General features: G+C 42.7%; 26 protein-coding genes. 22 read left to right on the forward strand and 4 right to left on the reverse strand.

Translation table 11 applies throughout. The features are described 5' to 3' along the window. Positions 1-430 precede the first annotated feature (430 nt). The 7 genes from PCY07_RS06390 (at position 431) to greA (ending at position 8728) form a co-directional block, all read left to right on the forward strand. Entirely contained in the window at positions 431-3529 is a 3099-nt protein-coding gene (locus tag PCY07_RS06390; RefSeq protein ID WP_301355587.1) for a DEAD/DEAH box helicase, read from the forward strand. A gap of 55 nt (positions 3530-3584) precedes the next feature. Then, the gene (locus PCY07_RS06395) at positions 3585-4235 is read left to right on the forward strand and encodes a hypothetical protein (RefSeq protein ID WP_003017389.1); all 651 of its coding nucleotides are present in this window, start codon (positions 3585-3587) and stop codon (positions 4233-4235) included. 9 nt (positions 4236-4244) lie between these two features. Beyond that, complete coding sequence (gene murC / locus PCY07_RS06400) at positions 4245-5579, forward strand: UDP-N-acetylmuramate--L-alanine ligase (protein WP_049498395.1); 1335 nt, start codon at positions 4245-4247, stop codon at positions 5577-5579. Between the two features lie 81 nt (positions 5580-5660). Next, complete coding sequence (locus PCY07_RS06405) at positions 5661-6077, forward strand: GNAT family N-acetyltransferase (protein WP_003017379.1); 417 nt, start codon at positions 5661-5663, stop codon at positions 6075-6077. A 12-nt stretch (positions 6078-6089) separates the two neighbouring features. Further along, positions 6090-6599, forward strand: coding sequence for a GNAT family N-acetyltransferase (locus PCY07_RS06410; RefSeq protein WP_301355590.1), 510 nt, complete (start codon positions 6090-6092; stop codon positions 6597-6599). Positions 6600-6673: 74 nt separating this feature from the next. Continuing rightward, positions 6674-8188, forward strand: a complete 1515-nt coding sequence (gene mltG, locus PCY07_RS06415; protein WP_061604296.1) for an endolytic transglycosylase MltG — start codon at positions 6674-6676, stop codon at positions 8186-8188. A 57-nt stretch (positions 8189-8245) separates the two neighbouring features. After that, a complete protein-coding gene (gene greA / locus PCY07_RS06420; RefSeq protein ID WP_003017372.1) occupies positions 8246-8728 on the forward strand; it encodes a transcription elongation factor GreA in 483 nt (160 codons plus the stop codon). Positions 8729-8888: 160 nt separating this feature from the next. Here greA and yidC read toward each other — a convergent pair whose 3' ends face one another. Beyond that, positions 8889-9806, reverse strand: coding sequence for a membrane protein insertase YidC (gene yidC, locus PCY07_RS06425; protein ID WP_003008377.1), 918 nt, complete (start codon positions 9804-9806; stop codon positions 8889-8891). Between the two features lie 77 nt (positions 9807-9883). Then, positions 9884-10162, reverse strand: coding sequence for an acylphosphatase (locus PCY07_RS06430; RefSeq protein ID WP_049488447.1), 279 nt, complete (start codon positions 10160-10162; stop codon positions 9884-9886). A gap of 73 nt (positions 10163-10235) precedes the next feature. Between PCY07_RS06430 and PCY07_RS06435 the strand changes: the two genes are divergently transcribed. The 14 genes from PCY07_RS06435 to yidD all read left to right on the forward strand — a co-directional run bounded on the left by PCY07_RS06435 (position 10236) and on the right by yidD (position 19679). Beyond that, positions 10236-10982 (forward strand): RNA methyltransferase, encoded by a 747-nt coding sequence (locus tag PCY07_RS06435; protein ID WP_156671857.1) that lies wholly within the window; start codon positions 10236-10238, stop codon positions 10980-10982. An 82-nt stretch (positions 10983-11064) separates the two neighbouring features. After that, the gene (locus PCY07_RS06440) at positions 11065-11556 is read left to right on the forward strand and encodes an HD domain-containing protein (protein ID WP_049488449.1); all 492 of its coding nucleotides are present in this window, start codon (positions 11065-11067) and stop codon (positions 11554-11556) included. A gap of 28 nt (positions 11557-11584) precedes the next feature. Continuing rightward, a complete protein-coding gene (locus tag PCY07_RS06445) occupies positions 11585-12271 on the forward strand; it encodes a Bax inhibitor-1/YccA family protein (protein ID WP_003008369.1) in 687 nt (228 codons plus the stop codon). Positions 12272-12366: 95 nt separating this feature from the next. Next, positions 12367-13617, forward strand: coding sequence for a diaminopimelate decarboxylase (locus tag PCY07_RS06450; RefSeq protein WP_301355594.1), 1251 nt, complete (start codon positions 12367-12369; stop codon positions 13615-13617). A gap of 55 nt (positions 13618-13672) precedes the next feature. Then, positions 13673-13918, forward strand: coding sequence for a YneF family protein (locus PCY07_RS06455; RefSeq protein ID WP_003005109.1), 246 nt, complete (start codon positions 13673-13675; stop codon positions 13916-13918). A 77-nt stretch (positions 13919-13995) separates the two neighbouring features. Continuing rightward, the gene (gene racE / locus PCY07_RS06460; RefSeq protein WP_301355596.1) at positions 13996-14790 is read left to right on the forward strand and encodes a glutamate racemase; all 795 of its coding nucleotides are present in this window, start codon (positions 13996-13998) and stop codon (positions 14788-14790) included. Next, positions 14787-15767, forward strand: coding sequence for a nucleoside-triphosphate diphosphatase (locus tag PCY07_RS06465; RefSeq protein ID WP_301355597.1), 981 nt, complete (start codon positions 14787-14789; stop codon positions 15765-15767). The genes racE and PCY07_RS06465 overlap by 4 nt, the downstream gene beginning before the upstream one ends. Beyond that, positions 15740-16261, forward strand: a complete 522-nt coding sequence (locus PCY07_RS06470) for a metallophosphoesterase (protein WP_227197673.1) — start codon at positions 15740-15742, stop codon at positions 16259-16261. Before PCY07_RS06465 ends, PCY07_RS06470 begins: the two co-directional genes overlap by 28 nt. Continuing rightward, positions 16258-16719, forward strand: a complete 462-nt coding sequence (cbpB, locus tag PCY07_RS06475) for a cyclic-di-AMP-binding protein CbpB (RefSeq protein ID WP_003017357.1) — start codon at positions 16258-16260, stop codon at positions 16717-16719. Before PCY07_RS06470 ends, cbpB begins: the two co-directional genes overlap by 4 nt. Then, positions 16716-17447 carry a site-specific tyrosine recombinase XerD gene (xerD, locus tag PCY07_RS06480; RefSeq protein ID WP_003017353.1) on the forward strand — a complete coding sequence of 244 codons (732 nt, stop codon included), beginning with the start codon at positions 16716-16718 and terminating at the stop codon, positions 17445-17447. Before cbpB ends, xerD begins: the two co-directional genes overlap by 4 nt. After that, entirely contained in the window at positions 17447-18166 is a 720-nt protein-coding gene (locus tag PCY07_RS06485; protein WP_227197674.1) for a segregation/condensation protein A, read from the forward strand. Before xerD ends, PCY07_RS06485 begins: the two co-directional genes overlap by 1 nt. Further along, on the forward strand, positions 18150-18719 hold the full coding sequence (gene scpB, locus PCY07_RS06490) for an SMC-Scp complex subunit ScpB (protein ID WP_003017403.1): 570 nt from the start codon (positions 18150-18152) through the stop codon (positions 18717-18719). The genes PCY07_RS06485 and scpB overlap by 17 nt, the downstream gene beginning before the upstream one ends. Then, the gene (locus PCY07_RS06495; RefSeq protein ID WP_003005375.1) at positions 18709-19440 is read left to right on the forward strand and encodes a pseudouridine synthase; all 732 of its coding nucleotides are present in this window, start codon (positions 18709-18711) and stop codon (positions 19438-19440) included. The genes scpB and PCY07_RS06495 overlap by 11 nt, the downstream gene beginning before the upstream one ends. Beyond that, positions 19437-19679 (forward strand): membrane protein insertion efficiency factor YidD, encoded by a 243-nt coding sequence (gene yidD, locus PCY07_RS06500; protein ID WP_049517784.1) that lies wholly within the window; start codon positions 19437-19439, stop codon positions 19677-19679. Before PCY07_RS06495 ends, yidD begins: the two co-directional genes overlap by 4 nt. Positions 19680-19902: 223 nt before the next feature. Here yidD and PCY07_RS06505 read toward each other — a convergent pair whose 3' ends face one another. After that, complete coding sequence (locus PCY07_RS06505; protein WP_301355602.1) at positions 19903-21342, reverse strand: TrkH family potassium uptake protein; 1440 nt, start codon at positions 21340-21342, stop codon at positions 19903-19905. Positions 21343-21347: 5 nt separating this feature from the next. Beyond that, positions 21348-22703, reverse strand: a complete 1356-nt coding sequence (gene trkA / locus PCY07_RS06510; protein WP_049488467.1) for a Trk system potassium transporter TrkA — start codon at positions 22701-22703, stop codon at positions 21348-21350. A 333-nt stretch (positions 22704-23036) separates the two neighbouring features. Between trkA and trmL the strand changes: the two genes are divergently transcribed. Continuing rightward, a complete protein-coding gene (trmL, locus tag PCY07_RS06515) occupies positions 23037-23579 on the forward strand; it encodes a tRNA (uridine(34)/cytosine(34)/5-carboxymethylaminomethyluridine(34)-2'-O)-methyltransferase TrmL (RefSeq protein ID WP_301355603.1) in 543 nt (180 codons plus the stop codon). Positions 23580-23600 lie beyond the last annotated feature (21 nt).

Genomic DNA, 23600 nt, shown 5'->3' on the forward strand with positions numbered 1-23600 from the left:
GGATAGTCAGATGCGTAGTATCATCGTCCGGATATGCTTTATTCCTTAGCTTTTTTTAAGGTTGAGAAGAGTAAACTCATGAACATCATGAGAGCTTTAGGTTTGTGTACTTATTATTTAAAATCTATCTGTATCTCTTGTTTCTCGGTTCGATCGTAAGCTTGGAGCTCTTGATCCTATTGCTGGGGATTTTATTAAAAAATAAGGTCATGTTTTTTCTTTTCTCTATGAGCAATCGGGATTTTGCTATTCCCTTTGTTTAGCTATTTGATCAAACAGTTAACAGATAAATATTAGGGATAGCTGTTTGAACTGAGAGTGTTACGAAATCAGGTGAAAAACGGGCTAAAATCCTTTCAAGATGATAACTATTTTTTCTAATTTATTCTTAAATATGGTATAATAAAGGGATTAATCTAAGGTGGTAAACATGGCAAAATTAATTCCTGGGAAGGTTCGTTCACAAGGGAGCCTTCTCTATGAAGCTGGGAAAGTTTCCCTTCAGGAAGTAAAAGAAAAATACCTATATTTTCGGGTGGAAGAAGAAAGCTTGCGTTACAGTTTGGATGACGATGCCGTTTTTTGTAGCTGTGCTTTCTTTCAAAAGAAAAAATTCTGTACGCATCTGGCAGCTGTGGAAGCTTTTTTGAAGAATGATGACAGTGGGAAAGCAGCTCTTGCAAGTCTTGAAGAAGATGCCACTGTGACAGAGGAAACTCAGGAGAAGGTATCTTTTGGAAGTTTGTTTTTAGACCAGGTCCTTCCAAAAATCGAAAAGAAAGAAACTCGCTATGTCTTATCAACTGTTGGGCAGGAGGATGAATACTCTGGTCAATTCTTGTGGACTCTTCGCATTCGTCGCTTGCCAGACGAGCGCTCTTATGTGATCAGAGATGTGCTAGCTTTTTTGCAGACTCTTCAGAAAGAAGGACACTTTGCAATTGGCAAAAGTTATTATGAACCCATTTCTTACTTAGAATTTGATGAGGCTAGTCAGGATGTGATTAATTTCCTACAAGGCTTGGTCACAGATGGTGGATCGAAAGAGCAAGATTTCTTTCCCAATGCTGGGCGCCATCTTTATTTTCCACCGACTCTCTTTGAAGAAGCTGTGGAATTACTGATGAATTTGGATTCCTTCCTCTTGCAATATAGCTTGTATGATTTTCAAGAAGTCCATTTTCGGGATGTCCATGAGGAGGAAGAGCTCTTTCATTTTCAGGTGGAAGACCATGGTGATTTTTACGAATTGATCATTACGGAGCCACAAGTGAAGGTTGTCGAGTCTGCTGTTTACCTGTTTCGAAATGGTGTCTTCTATCACCTGACGCCCCAACAGCGGACCCTATGGAAGGCCATCCAAGATCTTCCGATGGATCAGGATCGCAAAAAACGTCTGCATTTTGATCCAACGGACCAAACAAAGCTTTCTTATAGTTTAAATGAGTTCAAAAAACTGGGGAAAATAACGGCTCCGACCAGCTTTTTAATCCACGATTTCACTCCAGAATTTCATTTTGATCTAGCACAGGACCAGACTGTTCTACTGGACGTGGTCTTTCAATACCAGGATCGTGCGGTGACCACGCGTGAGGAACTCCTCAATCTTCCTTATTCCAGTGATTTCGATAAGGAGCAAGAAGTCTTTTCAACCATGCTAGCAGCAGGTTTTACAGACGACTTTTCTTCCCAAAGAAGTCCTTTATCAAGTGAGCAAATCTATCCATTCTTTCACCAACAGATCCCGACTTTTGAAGCCTTAGGAGAGGTTACCCTCTCTGATAGCCTTTTAGATCTTTATCAAGTGGAGCGTCCAAAAATTGATGTTAAAACCAATGGCAGTCTACTGGAGATCGGTTTTGACTTTGAAAGTGTGGATCCAGCTGAAGTGGACCAGGTTCTCAAAGCTTTGGTGGGGCAAGAAGATTATTTTGTCAGCCATACAGGGAAGGTCCTTGTTTTTGATGAAGAAACCAAGAAGATCAGTCGGGCCTTGGCAGATCTGCGAGCTAAAATGAGCAAGGGTGGGAAACTACATGCTCGCCGGATTGCTGCTTATCAGCTATCTGATTTGTTGGCAGATCAAGACAATGTTCATTTTTCAGATGAATTTCGAAATTTGGCTCATGATCTGACTCATCCAGAAGATTACCACCTCCCTCAGATGACAATCCAAGCGACCCTGAGGGATTACCAAGAAATAGGGGTCAAATGGTTCTCCATGCTAAATCATTATGGTTTTGGCGGTATTTTAGCGGATGATATGGGGCTTGGGAAAACCCTGCAGACTATTTCATTTTTAACGAGTGTCTCTAAAACTGAAACTAAAATCTTGATTCTAGCACCGTCCAGTCTCATCTACAACTGGAAACAAGAATTTTCAAAATTCGCTCCTCAGATGGAAGTGGCAGTCGTCTACGGTCTCAAGCAACACCGAGATGAACTCATCGCAACCAATCCACAGGTGGTTATCACTAGTTACGCTTCTTTCCGGCAAGATGTGGAGGAATACCAGAAAAATCAGTATGAGTACTTGATTTTAGATGAAGCCCAGGTCATGAAAAATGCCCAAACCAAGATTGCCCAACACTTACGTGGCTTTGAAGTTCCGCATGTGTTTGCCCTATCTGGAACACCGATTGAAAATCATGTGGGAGAACTCTGGTCTATTTTTCAAATTGTACTTCCAGGGCTGTTTCCGGCTAAAAAAGAATTTCTAAAATTGAGTCCTGAGACCATTGCGCGTTTTGTCAAACCTTTCGTCATGAGACGGAAAAAAGATGAAGTGCTCCAAGAATTACCGGACTTAATTGAAACAACCTACCACAATGAGTTGGATGAAAGTCAAAAAACGATCTATTTGGCTCAATTAAAACAAATTCAAGATCGGGTTCGAACCTCTAGTGAGGAAGAACTAAATCGGAGCAAGGTGGAAATTCTCTCGGGTCTCATGCGTCTTCGCCAAATCTGTGATACCCCCGCCCTCTTTATGGAAGACTATCAGGGAGATAGTGGGAAATTGGAGAGTCTTCGAGATCTTTTGGGTCAAATCAAGGATGGCGAACACCGGGTTTTGATCTTCTCTCAATTTAGAGGCATGCTGGATATCCTAGAGCAGGAAATTGACCAGCTTGGCATGACCTCCTTTAAAATTACGGGTTCCACTCCCGCTAAAGATCGTCAAGAAATGACCAATGCCTTTAATGCAGGTGAGCGCCATGCTTTTCTCATTTCTCTGAAGGCTGGAGGGGTCGGATTAAACCTCACTGGTGCCGATACGGTCATCTTAGTCGATTTGTGGTGGAATCCTGCAGTGGAAGACCAGGCTATTGGACGTGCCCATCGAATGGGACAGGAACAAAATGTTGAAGTTTACCGCATGATTACTCGTGGTACGATTGAAGAGAAAATCCAAGAACTGCAAGCTTCCAAAAGACACTTGGTCTCAACGATTTTAGATGGAACGGAAACACGATCCAGCTTATCGGTTGAGGAAATTCGTGAGATTCTTGGAATTCCGTCAGAATAGCTTGAAAAATTCTGTGAATAGTTTATAATTAATGGAGTGTCGAAAGGAAGAAAGCATGACAGAAAAATATTTTCCTCAAGTAGGGGATAATGAGTTGATGTTAACAGAGATGCCCCACATGAACCTGTATGATGAAACAGATTTGATTAGTAACATTACAGGCGACTATGTGGATAAAAATTATTTGGAATGGCAACCGATTGCTGAAAACACCAAACCTAAGCATCCTTACCATCAACCACTAGAAGAGCCCCTACCGAAAAGACGGCCAGTAAGAAAACCTGATTTTAAAGAGCCGATTGATAAAAAAAGCCCTGCCAATCGTTATGCAGAGGAAGCGAGAGAGCGTGCGCGTGAGGATCTGAAAAAGAAACGCACAGCACCCTATCTGACAACGGATCCAGCAGCTACTACAAGTAAGCGGAAAAAACCGTTTATTTCAGAACGGAAACCTGGTCAGCCAACGGCTCCCTTCCAAAAGGAAAACCCGGGTGAATTATTGAAATACAGCAAACGATTGCGACAAGATCAGTTGATCCTTGCAGAGTTCGAATCTGCAGGAGAACCAGAAGTGGCAGAACCGACTGAAAAGAAAAACAATTATGATTTCTTAAAGACTAGCCAAATATACAATAAAGATCAGCACAAGTTGAAACCACAGCCAATCAAACAAGAATTGGATTTAACCCATCTAGATCAAGAATAAGGAGAAAACATGTCTAATACATACCATTTTATTGGAATTAAAGGAGCTGGGATGAGTGCTTTAGCTCTCATGCTTCATCAAATGGGACATACGGTTCAAGGGTCAGATGTTGAGAAGTATTACTTTACGCAACGTGGCTTGGAACAGGCAGGAATTCAAATTTATCCATTTGATGTGAAAAATTTGGAAGGCGACAAGGTCCTCATTGCCGGGAATGCTTTCCGTCCAGATAACAATGTGGAAATCGCTTATGCAGATGAGCATGGCCTAACCTATAAACGCTACCATGAATTCCTTGGTGAATTTATGCGTGACTTCGTCAGTATGGGGGTTGCCGGAGCACACGGAAAAACCTCTACAACAGGGATGCTTTCGCACGTCTTATCAAATATCACTGATACCAGTTATTTGATTGGTGACGGGACAGGTCGTGGCTCTGCGGCAGCCAAATACTTTGTCTTTGAATCAGATGAGTATGAACGCCACTTTATGCCTTACCATCCTGAATACAGCATCATCACCAATATTGACTTCGACCATCCAGACTATTTCACGAGCTTGGAAGATGTCTTTAATGCCTTTAACGATTATGCTAAACAAATCAGCAAAGGACTCTTCATTTATGGAGAAGACAAAGAATTGCGTCGGATTACCTCATCAGCACCAATTTATTACTATGGTTTTGATAAGGAGACGAACGATTTTGTGGCAAGCAACCTGCTTCGTTCAACGACTGGTTCAACCTTCAACGTTCATTTCCGTGGAGAAGACTTGGGGCAATTCCATATCCCAACATTTGGTCGTCACAACATCATGAATGCCACAGCTGTTATTGGCTTGCTTTACATTGCAGGATTTGACTTAGATTTGGTCCGCGAGCATTTGAAGACCTTTGCCGGCGTAAAACGTCGCTTCACTGAAAAAGTAGTCAATGGAACAGTCATCATCGATGACTTTGCGCACCATCCAACGGAAATTATTGCAACCTTGGATGCGGCCCGTCAAAAATACCCAAGTAAAGAGATTGTGGCTATTTTCCAACCACATACCTTTACACGGACCATTGCCTTGTTAGATGAATTTGCAGAAGCCTTGAATCAAGCAGATGCTGTTTACTTGGCACAGATCTATGGTTCTGCACGGGAAGTCGATCACGGCGATGTGAAAGTTGAAGATTTGGAAGCAAAAATTGTCAAACGTTCAGCGATTATTACAGCTGAGAATGTTTCTCCTCTTCTTGACCATGATAATGCGGTCTATGTCTTTATGGGAGCTGGAGATATTCAAACCTATGAATACTCATTTGAGCGATTATTATCTAGTTTGACACATAGTGTACAATAAGAGATGATTGAGTCTGGAATCGATTGGTTCCAGACTCAAATTTATCTGTCCACTGAAGGAGTATGAGATGAGGAAAGCAGGATGATAATTCGATCAATCACCCCAGCTGATCAAGAACAGTTGCTGTTGCTAGAAGAAGAACTTCATGACAATGAAGGAAAGGAGCACAGAGCCATTCTTGAGGAAGCGCTAGGTTCGAAGGAAGCCATTTCTTTGCTTGCAGAGCAGGCGGGGGATGCTGTGGCTTACTTGTTGGCGACAGAAGACCAGCCTTTAAAAGGAAACCTAATCGTATTGCGATTAGCAGTGAGACCGGCCTTTCAAGGTCAAGGTTATGGTTCTATTTTAATCGCTGCTTTAAAGGATCTAGCTGTTCAAAAGGAAAAGGAAGCCATTTGGATCGATTGTTCAGAAGACTTACTATCTTATTTTTCCCAGCAAGGATTTCGAGATGAAGCTGAGTCTGATCGAGGTATCCATATGGTTTGGGAACGATAGAAGGAGTAAATGATGAAAGAAAAGATTCACATTAGACAGGCAGAGCTGCAGGATTTGGATGCCATCGAGCGCATTGAGCTTGAAAATTTCTCAGAAGAAGAAGCGATTGCGCGTGAGATTTTAAAAGATCACATTGAAAAGATCCAAACGACTTTTCTAGTAGCCGAGTGCGAGGGTCAGATTTTAGGCTATTTAGAAGGACCTGTTAGACCGGAGCGCTATTTGATCGATTCCTCTTTTTCAGAGGTTGAAGATCTAAGTCATTTAGAAAAGGGCTTTATTTCCATTACGAGTCTATCCATTGCTAAAGAAGCCCAAGGACTTGGAGTGGGAACCCTTTTGCTTGAAGCGATGAAAGCGATTGTGATTAAGGAGGGCCGTCAAGGAATCAATTTGACCTGTCATGATTATTTGATTCCTTATTATGAAAAGCAAGGATTTACCAATGAGGGTCTTTCAGAATCCCAATATGCGGGCGAAGTTTGGTACAATCTGGTCTGGGAAAATGAAAACCTTAATTAAATAGGTGTTTTGAAGAAGAAGGGCGATTTGTATTGCTTTTCTAAATCTTTTAAGATATAATATTAAGGATTATGATGAGGGAGGTCAATTATTTGACTGATAAATCACAAGACAGTGAGAAGTTATTAAGCTTCAAAGAGCAGATCCTCAGAGACTTAGAAGAGGCCAATGAGCAACTTCTAAAGATCGAAAAAGAGTATGATCTACCTGATCGAAGCATTGAAACCCCTTCTTCACTGAAAGAGGAGGAGGAAGCAACATCACCTCCAAAAGTAGAAGAATCTGTGTTGGCTCCCAAAGAAGAACCAGTGGAGCCAGTAAAGGCGACTCCTGCTGTGGAAGAACAGAGCGAGCTTACAAAGCCTGCTAAAAAAGAACCAAGTCAGGAACCAGTAGAGAAAAGCTTATCGCGCTCTTCTCGTAACCAACGTCAACAAAAACAAAAGAAACAAAATAAAATCGCTAAACGAATTGTGCAGACAGTAGTCAGCCTTTTGTTGATTGTGATCGTTGCTACTGGGATCTTTGCAGTAACCTATATCCATTCAGCTGTCAAACCAATGGATAAAAATGCAACAGAATTCGTAACGGTTGAGATTCCGGCAGGTTCAAGTAATCGTGAGATTGGCGCGATCCTTGAGAAAAAAGGGCTCGTGAAAAATGGCCAGTTCTTTAACTACTATACCAAGTTCAAGAATTATAGCAATTTCAAATCCGGTTATTTCAACTTGCAAAAGAGCATGGATCTAGAAACCATCATCCAAAAACTGCAAGAAGAGGGAACCAAAACTCCTCAGGCTCCAGTTCTTGGAAAGGTCACGATTCCAGAAGGCTATACGATTGATCAGATTGCGACGGCTATCACCGCCGATGTCTCCACTAAGAAGGCAGGCAAGACTCCATTTAAGAAAGAAGATTTCTTGAAGGCTGTCCAAGACGATGCCTTTATTGAGAAGATGGTGGCCAAATATCCTAAGCTCTTGGCGAGTCTTCCAAGTAAGGATTCTGGTGTTCGCTACCGTTTAGAAGGTTATCTCTTCCCAGCTACCTATAACTATGGGAAAGATACCACAGTGAAAGAGATGATCGATCAGATGCTTGCGGCAATGGATCAAAACTTAACCCCATACTATGAAACGCTTGAGAGCAAGAACATCAATGTAAACGAAGTATTGACTCTTGCTTCCTTGGTTGAAAAAGAAGGGGCGACGGATCAGGACCGCAAAGATATCGCGAGTGTCTTCTATAACCGCTTGAACCAAGACATGCCTTTGCAAAGTAATATTGCAATTCTTTATGCAGAAGGGAAACTTGGTCAAAAGACGACCTTAAAAGAAGATGCAACGATCGATACAGAGCTGGATTCCCCTTATAATATTTATAAGAATACCGGCTTGATGCCTGGCCCAGTGGATAACCCTGGAGTATCAGCGATCGAAGCGGCGGTGAACCCAAGTAAGACCGATTACTTGTATTTTGTCGCAAATGTCGAAAATGGTGAAGTTTTCTTCGCTAAGACATACGAAGAACACAATAAAAATGTTGAAGAACACGTCAATAGCAAATTGACACAAGCAAGTTCAAACTAGAAAAAGCATGTGGCGCGTCCACAGCTTTTTCATTCAAATAATAGAAAGAGAAGAATAATGGCAGAAAAAACATACCCAATGACCCTAGCAGAAAAAGAAAAATTGGAACAAGAATTAGAAGAATTGAAATTGGTCCGTCGACCTGAAGTGGTGGAACGGATTAAAATCGCTCGTTCATATGGTGACCTCTCAGAAAACTCTGAGTATGAAGCAGCAAAAGATGAACAAGCTTTTGTTGAAGGTCAAATCTCTAGCTTGGAAACAAAAATCCGTTATGCAGAAATCGTTGATAGTGATGCTGTTGCAGTAGACGAAGTTGCGATCGGAAAAACTGTTACAGTCCAAGAAGTTGGCGAAACAGATGAGGAAGTATACAGCATCGTCGGTTCAGCAGGGGCAGATGCCTTTGCTGGCAAGATCTCTAACGAAAGCCCAATTGGTCAAGCATTGATTGGTAAGAAGACAGGTGATGTTGTCACTGTTGAGACACCAGCTGGAAGCTACCAAGTGAAAATTTTGAACGTAGAAAAAACAGCGTAACTATAAAAAGCAGGCTCTCCAAGAGGGCCTATTTTTTTGTGCTCTTAATCTCCTTGTGAGGCTGAAAATTCTACGTTGACTGACTGAACGGTATCAAAAAAGCACTTGAACCCTTTGGTTCAAGTGCTGCTCTATTTTCGCTAGAATTTAGTAGTTTGTACTACTTTCTATTGCGTTGTTTTCCTGCATTGCGGTTGTTTTTTGGTTTGTGTTGGATTTGTGTCGTCGCAGTTGGTGTGACATCTTTTTTCACGCGGTGACTAGTCGCTTTTGGAGGATTGTTTTTGTATTCCTCAGCGACCCGTTTGCGAAGATTTGGACGAATCAAGTAGTTGATCACAAATTGTTGGATAATTTGGATCACCCCACCGACTACCCAGTAAAGAGTCACTCCAGCTGAAGAGATCAATGAGAAGACACCGATCATAATCGGACTCATCAGTGATGCTTTACGCATGCTTTCCTTTTGGGTTTCATCTTCAATTCCATGAAGAGAAAGCATACTTTGGATATAGTAAAGAACCGCAACGATAGCCGTCAAGAGCAAGCTTGGTTTGCCAAGAGCAATGCCAAGGAAGCTACTATCTGCTACCCCTTTGGTGTGTTGAGCTGCAAAGAAAAGAGCTGAGAAGAATGGCATTTGGATCAAGAGCGGCAAACACCCAACTCCACCAAACATGCTGACTCCATTTTCACGTTGAGCAGCCATTAATTCCTGTTGCGCCAATAGCTTTTCTTCTTGTGTGCTAGCGTTCTTCATGCGCTCTTGGATTGGCCCAAGGATAGGTTTTAAGTAGTTCATCTTTTCAGATTGGTAGGTTGCCTTCCATGATTGGTACAAACCAAGTGGCAAGATGATTAAACGCACGATCAAGGTGACGATAATAATCCCGATCCCAAAGCCCAAGCCAAGGTTGTTTGCAAAGAATTTGATGGCTTCGCCCATTGGACGGCCAAGAAGATTCCAGATCAATCCAGTCGGATTTCCGGTTTTTCGATCGACACTCACGCATCCTGACAAGAAGACAAGCGAAGCTAGTCCCATCGATGCAAGTAATGCAAGTTTATTTTTTTTCACAAATAGTTCCTTCTTTTTTTTAATGTTACCTTTCTATTCTACTGTTTTTTTTGAAAATACACAATAGTTCTCTAGTCTTAATTTGCAATTCTGAAGTCTGTATAGTTTTCAAAGTTTGCGAGCGTAACATCTAAATAAGTCACATGCGCAAAAGGCGTAGGACCTTTGCGAATTTCTTGGATGAATTTGGCCATTTGGCTACTAGACTCTGCCTGGGCCAGAATGCCAACCGTTCCGTCGTCATTATTCCAGACACGGCCAGTAATCCCACCGATCTCTAAAGCAAGACTGTACACTCCCCAGCGAAAGCCAACCCCTTGAACCCGTCCTTGGGCAATCATTTTTACCTTTTGCATGTACGACCTCCTTGACTCGAAGAAATCTATCTGAGGCATGATTTCTTCTTTTTCTTTGTGCTATAATAGTTCTATGAATATTATAACGTCTAAATCAAATAATGTAATCAAAAATGCTAAAAAATTACATCAAAAAAAATACCGGACAGATTCTTATCTCATTGAAGGCTGGCATCTGTTTGAAGAGGCAGTAGAAAATCATGCGAAGATTCGGCAGGTCTTTGTTTTAGAAGCCTATTTAGACCGGGTAGAGGACATCCAAAAAGTCACCGTCGTGACTCCGGAGATCTTAAGTCTCTTGGTAGATTCGAAGACTCCGCAAGGGATTGTCGCAGAGATCGCTCTGGAGCAGCCAGAACTTCCGGATCAGCTACAAGGACGCTTCCTCTATTTGGAGGATGTACAGGATCCTGGCAATGTAGGGACTATGATTCGAACAGCAGATGCAGCTGGCTTTGATGGCGTCATGCTATCGAAAGCCTCCGCAGATCTATACAGTCTCAAGACCCTTCGATCCATGCAGGGCAGTCATTTCCATATTCCTATCTGGAAACTGGATCGGGAAGAACTATTGGAGCGAGCTGCACAATCACATCTAGCAGTTCTCGCAACGACGCTTTCAGAAGCTTCCATTGACTACCGTCAGCTTCCTCAGACCGATCAGTTTATCCTTGTTATGGGCAATGAAGGAAATGGCATCAGCCAGGAAATGGCGGCACAAGCAGACCAGCTGGTTCATATTCCCATGCCAGGTCGGGCAGAGAGTTTGAATGTTGCAGTGGCAGCAGGAATTTTGATGTTTTCTTTAAGGAAATTTTGAGAAAAAGCAGTATACTTAACCTGTAAGAAGAAGTTGATGGAGGTCTTATTGGGAGAGCCAATCAACGAAAGGTGGTTATCTTATGCAATATCATCGTGACAAAGAATACATGGCCTATGTGGGCCATCTAATCCAGCATCCTAAGGTTCAAAAATTAGCTGACATTCCCCACCATATTCATTCCAATCGTTTGGAGCATTCCATTCATGTTAGCTATACTAGTTATAAATTGGCAAAAAAATTTGGCTGGGATGCCAAAAGTACGGCTCGGGGCGGGCTCTTACATGACCTCTTTTACTATGATTGGCGCGAGACCAAGTTTACCAAGAGTCACGCCTGGATCCATCCCCGCATTGCCGTGAGAAATGCGCGAAAGATTACAGATCTCAATGCCAAGGAAGAAGACATCATTATTAAACACATGTGGGGAGCTACCCTTGCTCCGCCTCGCTACAAAGAATCTTTTGTGGTGACGATGGTGGATAAATACTGGGCTGTTAAGGAAGCTTCAGAACCATGGCGTAAAAAGATGGCCAAAAGGAGATTTTTTCATCGAAAAATGTTAAAATCGTAGTAAACAAATTTGAAAGGAACTTGTTTATATGTATAATGATTCAGTAATCCAAGAACAAAGTGGATTGAATGCTTTTTATAACAAAATCTATTCCTTAGTGGGGATCGGTGTAGGGATTTCAGCCCTTGTGTCTGGTCTTATGATGACAGTCTTTCAAGACTTCTTCGTTCAAATCTTAACAACAGCACCAATGGTATACTACGCAGCAGTCGTTGTAGAATTGATCTTGGTCTTTGTTGCAAGTGGGAAGGCTGTTAAAAATAGCCCGTCTGCTCTTCCGATCTTCTTGATCTACTCAGCTTTGAATGGCTTTACCTTGAGCTTTATCATTGCTCGCTACATGCAAGCGACTGTCTATAAGGCTTTCTTGGTCAGTGCCTTGATGTTTATTGTCATGGGAGCTATCGGACGCGTCGTGAAAAAAGACCTGTCTGGTATGGGACGTGCCTTGATGGGAGTCTTGATCGGTGTGATCATCGCTTCTGTTGTGAACATGTTCTTGAGAAGTTCTGGAATGGACTATATCTTGAGTATTATCTCTGTCTTCCTCTTTGCAGGATTGACAGCTTGGGATAACCAAAAGATTCGCTATGTCTATGATCAAACAAATGGTCAACCTGCTACAGGCTGGGCAGTAGCGATGGCTTTGGAACTTTATCTTGACTTTATCAACCTCTTTATCAGCCTTCTTCGTATTTTCGGAAGAAACGACTAATCAAAGAGAGACTGAGCTGGGGCAGTTGCCTCGGCTTTTTTTGTCTTCCGACTTGTGCTATACTAATAGTGACTAAAGAATAGAAATGAGAGCTCATGAAAACACCTTTTGTAACCCGTGAACAATTAGAAAGTCTGACCCAAGAATTCCCTACCCCTTTCCATCTCTATGATGAAGCAGGAATTCGTGAAACGGCTCGTGCCCTCCATCAAGCTTTTGCTTGGAATGAAGGATTTAAGGAATACTTTGCCATCAAGGCGACTCCTAATCCATCGATCCTAAAAATTTTGCAAGAAGAGGGCTGTGGAGTCGACACCGCCAGCTATGTGGAATTGTTAATGGCAGATAAACTCGGCTTTAGTGGGAAAGAGATTATGTTTTCTTCTAACAACACGCCAGCTGATGAATTTGTCTATGCTAGAGAATTAGGGGCAACTATCAATCTGGATGCCTATGAAGACATTGCTTTCTTGAAGTCTGTGACTAGCATCCCCAAGGTCATTTCTTGCCGCTATAATCCTGGTGGAGTTTTTGAACTGGGAACCGATATTATGGACAATCCTGAAGAAGCCAAGTTTGGCATGACCAAGGAGCAATTGATCCAAGCCTTTATTGAGTTGAAAGAACTAGGTGTGGAAGAGTTTGGCATTCACGCTTTATTGGCTTCTAATACAGTATCCAACGACTACTATCCAGAGCTAGCGCGTCAACTTTTTGAATTGGCAGTGGAAGTCGTCGAGAAAACAGGTGTCCACTTGGGCTTCATCAACCTCTCTGGTGGAGTTGGGGTTAATTACAAACCAGAACAAGAACCAAATGATATTGCCATTATTGGGGAAGGCGTGCACCGCGTTTTTGATGAGATTCTCAAACCGGCAGGACTTGGTCATGTGAAAATCTATACCGAGCTTGGTCGCTTTATGCTGGCTTCACACGGCCTCTTGGTAACCAGAGTCACTCATAAAAAGAAAACCTATCGAACCTATGTGGGCGTCGATGCTTCAGCTGTGAACCTTCTTAGACCGGCTATGTACGGTGCTTATCACCATATCACCAATATGGATCGTCCAGAGGAACCGACTGAAGTGGTCGATGTCGTGGGAAGTCTCTGTGAAAATAACGATAAATTTGCGAAACAACGAGAACTACCCGTGACGGAGATTGGAGATTTGCTCGTGATCCATGACACTGGAGCCCATGGATTTTCAATGGGCTATCAGTACAATGCTAAGTTGCGTTCAGCAGAAGTTTTGCTTCAAGAAGATGGGCAGGCCCGTTTAATTCGTCGAGCAGAAAAACCAGAAGATTATCTTGCGACACTCTACGGCTTTGACATTGAAAAATAAGCGATTGTCTGATATAATGATAGTTATGTAAAAATAATGGATCGGAGAAAATTGTATGAATCTCTTTTTAGGAATTTTGTTGATTATTTTAGCTTTCTTTGGTGGGATGGTTGCAGGAATGTTCTTGCTTCGTCGTCAATTTGAAAAAGAATTTGCATCAAACCCACGTTTGAATGTTGAAGCAGTTCGTACGCTTTTAGGTGCCAGTGGCCAACGTCCAAGCGAAGCAAAAGTTCAACAAGTCTATCGCCAAATTGTGAACCAACAAAAATCAGCAATGGCGAAAAACAAGAAAAAATAAGAGTGGGGCAATCTCACGCTAATAAATGAGAGGGGCTTGGAGGAATTTCTTAGTCCCTCCTTTTGGAAGGAAGAGATATGGATAACCGACCGATTGGTTTTTTAGATTCTGGAGTAGGGGGCCTGACTGTTGTCCGCGAATTGCTCCGTCAGCTTCCTCACGAAGATGTCGTCTATATTGGAGATTCAGCGCGTGCACCTTATGGCCCTAGACCAGCAGACCAAATTCGCGAGTATACTTGGCAGATGGTGAACTTCCTTCTGACCAAAAATGTCAAGATGATTGTCTTAGCCTGTAATACAGCGACGGCAGTTGTTTGGGAAGAAGTCAAGGAGAAACTTGATATTCCCGTTTTAGGAGTGATTTTACCCGGAGCTTCTGCAGCCATTAAATCGACGACCCATCAAAAAATTGGGGTCATTGGGACGCCGATGACGGTTTCTTCTGGAATTTATAAAGAGAAGATTCAAAGTCTGGCACCAGACATGGAAGTCAGCAGTTTAGCTTGTCCCAAGTTTGTTCCTTTAGTGGAATCAAACGAGTTGGCATCCAGTTTGACCAAAAAGGTGGTTTACGAAACCCTAAAACCACTAGTTGGAAAGGTTGATACCTTAGTCTTGGGATGCACCCATTATCCCCTTTTAAAACCGATCATTCAAAATGTTATGGGACTGGATGTCAAATTGATTGATAGTGGGGCAGAGTGTGTTCGGGATATTTCCGTCTTATTAAACTATTTTGAGCTCAATAAGAGTCGCGAACTCTTAGAGCAGACCCACCGCTTTTATACCACTGCAAATGCCAATAGCTTTGCAGCGATTGCCGAAAAATGGCTAGAACGTTCAGTGAATGTGGAGCATGTAAATTTATGAGTGACAAACTATTTGAATACAAAGATCCCCAAGATTGGTATATTGCCCAATGGGGAGAAGATGCAGACTACAACCAATTTAGTCAAGTGCCTGCGGAAGCTTCCACTCTGTTAGATCAGCTGGAACTTCTCTTTGCCAAGGATCCTGAAGGATTCCCTCTCAATCTATCGGTGATGCGCTATGGTTCAGCCTTTCGTTTTCTGACCTTTTTGATCGAAATTTTGAATGAAGTCAAGGGAAGAGCTTTTGAGATCGTACAGCGTCAAGGAGCCTTGCTCTTGGTTGAAAAAGGGAAATTGCTCTATTTGCATTTGCCAAGTGATGGGGTGGATTTGGAAGCCTTCTTGGGTCAAGACAAGGTCAAAGATACGATTCTTATTGCGACTCGAAATGAGGGAAAAACCAAAGAATTCCGTAATATGTTTGAAAAGCTAGGCTTTGAAGTGGAAAACCTCAATCAATACCCAGAGCTTCCAGAAGTTGAAGAAACAGGGATGACCTTTGAAGAGAATGCCCGCCTAAAAGCTGAAACGATTGCAGAGCTAACTGGGAAAACAGTCTTAGCGGATGATTCAGGTTTGAAGGTGGATATCTTGGGAGGCTTACCTGGAGTTTGGTCAGCTCGCTTTGCGGGAGTAGGTGCGACAGATGCAGAGAATAATGCGAAATTGTTGCACGAATTGGCCATGGTCTTTGATTTGAAAGATCGTTCAGCCCAGTTTCATACGACCTTGGTGGTTGCAAGACCAGGTAAGGAAAGCCTAGTGGTGGAAGCAGATTGGCCAGGGTATATTAATTTTGAGCCAAAAGGGGAACACGGCTTTGGCTATGACCCTCTCTTCTTAGTTGGGGAAACGGGCCGTGCTGCTGCTGAATTAACGCTAGAAGAAAAAAATACACAATCACATCGTGCTTTAGCTGTTAAAAAGTTATTGGAGGTATTTCCATCATGGCAAAGCAAACAATCATCGTTATGAGTGACTCGCATGGAGACCGCTCCATTGTTGAAGCTATTAAAGAAAAATACCTAGGTAAGGTCGATGGGATCTTTCACAATGGGGATTCTGAGCTAAAAAGTGACGATCCTGTCTGGGAAGGGATCCACGTTGTCCAAGGAAATATGGATTTTTATGATGGCTATCCGGAACGCTTGGTGACCCAACTAGGGCCAACACGGATCATCCAGACCCACGGCCATCTCTTCCAGATCAATTTTAGTTTTCAAAAATTGGATCTGTGGGCTCAAGAGGAAGAAGCAGATATCTGTCTATACGGCCACCTTCATATCCCAGATGCTTGGAAGGAAGGAAGAACCCTCTTTGTGAATCCTGGATCTGTTAGCCAACCTCGTGGTTTGATTCGAGAGTGTTTGTATGCCAAGATAGAGATTACCGATTCGAACTTCAAGGTAGAGTATTATACGCGAGATCATGAGTTGTACCCTGAATTGACAAAGGAGTTTAGCAGATGATAGCAAAGGAATTTGAACGTTTCTTGCTGGCGCAGGAAGAGACGTTCTTAACTCCTGCCAAAAATTTAGCGGTCTTGATTGATACCCACAATGTAGACCATGCGGTCTTGCTGTTGAGCCAGATTAGCTATAGTCGCATCCCGGTAGTGACGGATGAACGCAAGTTTGTGGGGACGATCTCCCTAACGGATATTCTATCTTATCAATTGAAACACGAGATTCCTGAGGAGGCTTTTGCTTCGATGGATATCGTAGACGTTGCAAAGAAGGAGGTTGGGGTCATCGGCTTAGACTTCAATTTGACAGAAGTCCTTCACAAGTTGGTGGATGACTCCTTCTTATCAGTGGTGGATGAAGAAGGTTATTTCCAAGGGATTATTACGCGGAAATCGATCCTCAAAGCCATCAATTCGCTGATGCATAATTTTTCAAATGAATACGAGATGATTCCAAAATGAAAGAATTTATTGCAAGTTTTATTGATCAAAAAGAACTAAGTGAAAATTCTCAGTCAGCCTATTTCTATGATTTGGACCAATTTGTTGAATCAATTCATGGAAAAGTGACGCCGACAAATTTGAGAATTTACCAAGCTTCGATTAAAGATTTTAAACCGGCGGTTCAAAAACGAAAATTATCCGCTGTTAACCAATTTTTATATTATTTGTATCAAGAACGCTTTATTTCTGAATACCATCGTTTGGTCTTGCCTAAAATTCAACCGGCCAAGACCCATGATCGTGAATTGTTGGATCTAACCCATTTTTGGGAAGAATCAACCAACCCTCAGGGACGCTTGATGGCCTTGTTGATTCTGGAGATGGGCTTATTGCCAAGTGAGATCCTCCAAGTCAAGGTCGAAGATATTCAGCTGGACTTTCATGTCATTCGAGTGGGCAAAGATGGCCAAAAACGGGTTTTAAAAGTTCCAGAGCCTTTACTGGATGAGTTGCAGCTCTTCCTCGATGGTGTCTATCTCTTTGATAATAAAGGAAAATCATACTCTCGTCAGTGGGGATTCCGACAGTTAGAAGCCTTCTTGATCGAAAAAGGCAACCAAGACCTTTCGGCACAATCAATTCGTGAGCAGTATATTTTGAAACAACGTGAACTCGGTGTGGATCTCTTTAGTATTGCGCGTGAATTGGGCCTAAAAACCATGGTGACATTAGAAAAATATAAATAATGGATATTAAAATTAAAGATTTTGAAGGGCCTTTGGACCTCTTGCTCCACTTGGTCTCTAAATACCAGATGGATATCTATGAGGTCCCCTTGATTAAGGTGATCGAACAGTATCTGGCTTATCTGGCGACTCTCCAGGCTATGAAATTAGAGGTAGCAGGGGAATACATGCTGATGGCGAGTCAACTAACCCTGATCAAGAGTCGAAGACTTCTTCCTAAGGTCGCAGAGGAGATGGATGAAGCAGAGGATCTAGAGCAGGACCTCCTTTCTCAATTGGAAGAGTACCGTACTTACAAGCAATTAGGAGAGTTGATGGCCTCACAGCACGAGGAACGTGCCCTCTATTATTCAAAACCAAAGATGGAATTGATTTATGACGATACCGAATTACTTCATGATCGCACCACGGTGGATCTCTTCTTGGCTTTCTCAAAACTATTGACCAAGAAAAAAGAAGAATTCCGCCAGAACCATACAACCATTGTAAAGGATGAATACAAGATTGAGGATCTGATGGACCAGTTGCGTCACCGATTCCACGAGCGCTCACAAGTTCTCTTGCAGGACTTGTTTCTAGAAGCAGCGGATCTCCAAGAGGTCATTACCCTATTTCTTGCAACCCTTGAGTTGATCAAGATTCAAGAGGTCACAGTGGTACAAGATAGGGTTTTTGGAGAAATTTACTTAAATAGGATTGAACATGAGCAAATTAGCTGAAATTGAAGCACTCTTATTTGTAGCGGGTGAAGAAGGGATTACTGCCAGACAAATCGCAGATCTTCTCTCTTTACCCCCAACAGGTGTGGTGCAAAGTTTAGAAAAATTGGCCCAAAAATACCAGGAGGATACAGATACCAGTCTGTGTTTGATGGAGACAGCTTCCCGTTATAAATTGGTGACAAAGGCAGACTACGCTTCGGTTTTACGAGACTATTCTAGAACGCCTATGAACCAGAGCTTGTCTCGGGCTGCCCTTGAAACCTTGTCAATCATTGCTTATAAGCAACCGATCACCCGCGTGGAGGTCGATGATATTCGAGGCGTCAATTCCAGTGGTGCTATTACCAAACTACTTTCATTTGATCTGATCCGCGAAGATGGGAAAAAAGAAGTCCTCGGGCGTCCTAATTTGTATGTCACGACGGAGTATTTTTTGGATTATATGGGGATCAATCATTTGGAGGAATTGCCAAAGGTTGAAGAAGTGGACATCGATCCAGAAGAAGGTCAATTATTTTCAGAGAGAACAGAGGAACTAGATGAGAATTAACAAATATATTGCACATGCAGGCGTGGCTAGTCGTCGCAAGGCCGAAGAACTGATCAAGCAAGGCTTGGTGACGGTCAATGGCCAAGTTGTGCGTGAATTAGCGACCATCATTAAAACCGGTGATCAGGTTGAAGTAGAAGGGACTCCAATCTATAACGAAGAAAAGGTCTACTATCTTTTAAATAAGCCACGTGGCGTCATCTCTAGTGTATCGGATGATAAAGGACGGACAACAGTCGTTGACCTTTTATCTCAAGTACCAGAGCGCATCTATCCAGTGGGACGTTTGGACTGGGATACGTCTGGTGTCTTGATTTTGACCAATGATGGTGATTTTACAGATGAGATGATTCACCCTCGAAATGAAATTGATAAGGTCTATGTGGCGCGTGTCAAAGGGATTGCCAATAAGGAAAACTTACGTCCCTTGACGCGAGGGGTGACCATTGATGGAAAGAAAACCAAGCCAGCGACTTACGAGATCTTAAAAGTGGATGTCGAAAAGAATCGTTCAGTGGTTCAGTTGACCATTCATGAAGGGCGTAACCACCAGGTTAAAAAGATGTTTGAAGCTGTGGGACTTTTAGTGGATAAACTCTCCCGGACCCAGTTTGGGAATTTGGACGTCTCAGGACTACGTCCGGGTGAATACCGTCGCTTGAATAAAAAAGAAATCAGCCAGCTGCACAATCTAGCAGTAACTAAATCTAAAAAAGCATGAAAATAATCCTGATTGCGCTGGTCAGAGGCTATCAAAAATGGATCTCTCCCTTATTTCCGCCTTCTTGTCGCTTTCAACCGACTTGTTCCAATTATATGATCCAAGCGATTGAACGTTTTGGTGTGAAAGGTGTCTTGGTGGGGATTGCAAGGATTCTACGTTGCCATCCTGGAAGCCAGGCGGGACCAGACCCCTTGCCAGACCATTTTAGTCTGAAGCGAAATGAAGAATCAAAATAGGACGATCGCAAATAAACAGAAACGAGGCTGGGACAAAAGTCCTAGCCTCTCAATTATTTTTGGATTGTCGAGCAAGACGCAGTGGTTGAGTGGGCTCTACTACGCTGATTTCATCAGCTTTTACAGCCTTACTCAACTGTGCGGAGGTGGGACGACGAAATCGAATTCTAACGAATTACCGATTTCTGTCCCACTCTCGTTGATTTTGTACTAGAGTTGTCTATCAGCGTTTAGACCATGTTTTAGGGAGGAAGAGTAGAATCATTGGATAGATTTCAAGCCGTCCGGCAATCATGGCTAAGGAAAGTAACAGTTTTGAAATCGGACTAAAGATGGAGAAGGTTTGACCTGTTCCAATCATAGGTCCAATGTTGTTGAAACAACTAAAGACAGCGCTGACAACCGTCATGAAGTTATTATTATCTAGACTGACTACAAAGAGCAAGCCGATCGTGATAAAACTGTATATTGTAAAGTACTTGAGGATCTGATGCTGTGTATCCTTATCCAATACCGTATCATTGACATGCAAGGTCAGAACGCGATTCGGAGACAAGGTCGAAAGAACCTGATTTTTTGCGATTCGCCATAAGGTCAAGCACCGAATGACTTTAAGCCCCCCAGCGGTCGATCCAGCAGAACCACCGATGACCATCAGCATCAAGAGGATGAACTGTGAAAAGAGAGGCCATTTTTCCGTCGTTCCATAACCAAAACCGGTGGTGGTGATGATATTGGAAACTTGGAAGAAGGAAATCTCAAAACTCTTAGCGACATTGGCATAGAGATGAAGGACATTGTAAGCGATCAAGACACTGGACACGAGGACGATCGTGATATAGGTCCGCAATTCCTCATCTTTAAAGAAGGCTTTGAATTTTCGGATCATGAGGAAGTAGTAGAGGTTAAAGTTAACCCCGAAGACTAAAACCCCGATGCTGACCAAATAGGTGATCAAACTACTATTGTAGTGGGCAATTCCGTCGTTAAAAACGGTAAAGCCCCCGGTTCCAGCCGTCCCCATGGCGATGACAAAACTATCATAAAGGGGCATGCCGGCAAGGAAATAAAGAACCACAAAGAGGAAGAACAAGCCCAAGTACAAGAAGTAGAGGATTTGAGCTGTGTTTTTTAATTTGGAAACGACCTTCCCAAAAACTGGACCAGGAACTTCGGCCTTCATGACTTCGAGGTGGCTGTTCTTGTTATTGTCCATAATGGCAAGGGCAAAGACCAATACTCCCATCCCCCCAATCAAATGGGTGAAACTGCGCCAAAAGAGGAGGGAGTGGCTGAGGACACCCACATCATCTAATATCGTTGCCCCTGTTGTTGTAAAGCCTGAGCTGACTTCAAAGAAGGCATCGATAATGTTGGGGATTTGTCCCGAAAAGACAAAGGGAAGGGCACCAAAGAAGGACCAGAGGATCCAACAGAGGGCTACAATCAGGACTCCTTCTTTAGCATAGATGTGAAAATCCTTTGGTTTGTGAAAACTACCAAGTAGCCCCAGCCCAAGTAAGATGGCCACAGTTGCCCCAATTGAGACAAAAACCTTGGCAGGTTCCTGATAGATGGCAGCGACCACTAAGGGAACGATCAGGAGAGCTGCCTCGATTAAGAGGAGCTTGGACAAGAGGTAACGAATCATGCTTCTATTCATCAGGCTTACCTCTCAACTAAATCATAGATTTTAGTGACATTTTGAATCAAGGTGGTCACGACAATCCGATCTCCTACCATCAAACGGTCATCTCCATTAGGGAAAATAGCCTTACCATCTCGAATAATGGCAGCGATTAAGACGCCTTTTTTCAATTTCAATTCAGAGAGGGGATATTGGGTTAGTTTATTGTCTTCCTTAATTTGGAACTGCAAGGTTTCAATCCGGCCGTTTGCAACATGGTGCAAAGCTTCTAGGTTTGAGAACTGTGCATTATAGCGCCCGCGAATAAAGTGCATAATGGTGTCTACGGCAATGCGTTTTGGCGTAACGATACTGGTCATATCCTGATCGCCAATGATCTCCAACAGACTAGTTCGGTTAACCTTGGTAATGTTCTTTTTGACTCCGACAGAATCCAAGAACATGGAGGTGATGATGTTTTCTTCATCGACCCCTGTCAAAGTAGCCACAGCATCGAAGTTATTGGCACTCTCTTCTAAAAGAATGTCTTTAGCGGTTCCGTCTCCATGGACGACATAGAGATCAGGAAATTCTTGACTAAAGAATTCCGCCCGCTCGCGATTGACTTCTAAGACCTTGAGATCGATCTTGCGACGCACATCTTGAAGAATATTGAGTAGGTAGTAGGCAATTTTCCCAGCACCAATGATCATCATGCTCTTAATGACCTGAGGGCGAACATTGTTGTGGAAGAGAACGACCTCGATCCGATTACCTGTTACGAAAATCTTGTCTTGAGGTTGTAAGACAAAGTCTCCGTTTGGAATGGTGAGTTCGTTGCCACGCTCGATTGCACAAACAATGACATTTCCGTATTTCTTTCGGAATTGGGATAGACTCATATTGCAGAGATTGCTATCTGGCTTGATCTTAAATTCCATCAAGGCTACCCGACCATTGGCAAAATGTTCCACAGAAAGGGCATTTGGGAAGTCAATGATATTGGCAATATAACGAGCTGTCAGCAATTCCGGATTGACAACTAGGGAGAAGCCCAAGATATTTTTTTCCTTGAAGTAGGAATTGGAATATTCCGGATTCCGTACCCGAACGATGGTCTCTTTGGCTCCCATTTTTTTAGCCAAAACAGCGGAGACCATATTCACTTCATCGTACTCGGTCATGGAAATGAAGATATCGCAGTTTTCAACATCCGCTTGCTCCAAGATCTTGAAGTTCGCCCCATTTCCTAAAATTCCAATGATATCAAATCGTTTGGTAATATGGTTAAGAACGGATTCGTCTTTTTCGATCAAAATAACATCGTGGTTTTCAGCAACGAGAGAACGACAAAGGGCAGTTCCGACCTTTCCTCCACCAACAACAATAATTTTCATAGAATACCTCCAGAGTATGCTTCTATCATACTCTATTTTCAAGAAAAATTCATCTTTTTTAAGGATTTTCTGGTGGAATTTTGAGAAGCTAAGAACAAGTAGGAAAAATTGGCAAAAGAGTAGAATGAGGAGGGATTGAAAACTTTGATAAAGTTTCTTAAAAAAATCTAAAAAAACTATTGACAGGAGCTTCAAAAGTGATATACTTAGAAAGTACCTTCGTTGATTTACCTCAAACCTGTTGTGAGTTAAGTTAATGAAGCTGTAACCACGCTGTTTGCTGAGCTTGACTCCGGGCAGTGTGGCTATTTTTTTATCAGAAAGAGATCGAGTATGAATATTGAAGAACTGGACTACCAAGAGTCAGCAGCTCAAAACCACATCGTCTTGTTCCAACCTCAGATTCCACAAAATACGGGAAATATTGCACGGACTTGTGCGGCGACCAATTCCCCCTTACATATCATTCGCCCCATGGCTTTTCCGATCGATGATCGCAAAATGAAGCGAGCAGGACTCGATTATTGGGACAAGCTGGATGTTCGCTTTTATGATAGTCTAGAAGAGTTTATGGAAGCTGCGCGCGACGGTCAGGTGCACCTAGTGTCCAAGTTTGCAAATCAGACCTATTCGGACGTTTCTTATCAGGATGGGAAGTCCCATTATTTCTTGTTTGGACGCGAGGATAAAGGATTGCCGGAAGAATTTATGCGCCAGCACGAAGAGAAGGCTATTCGCATTCCGATGAATGACGAGCATGTCCGTAGTTTAAATGTCTCCAATACTGTCTGCATGATTGTCTATGAGGCTCTCCGCCAGCAGGGATTCAAAGGGCTTGAGTTGAGCCATCGGTATGAACAAGACAAGCTCAAATAGCCGATAATAATTAAAAACCCG

The sequence above is a fragment of the Streptococcus sp. SP1 genome (assembly GCF_030440005.1).
In the GTDB taxonomy this organism is placed as follows: Bacteria; Bacillota; Bacilli; order Lactobacillales; family Streptococcaceae; genus Streptococcus; species Streptococcus parasanguinis.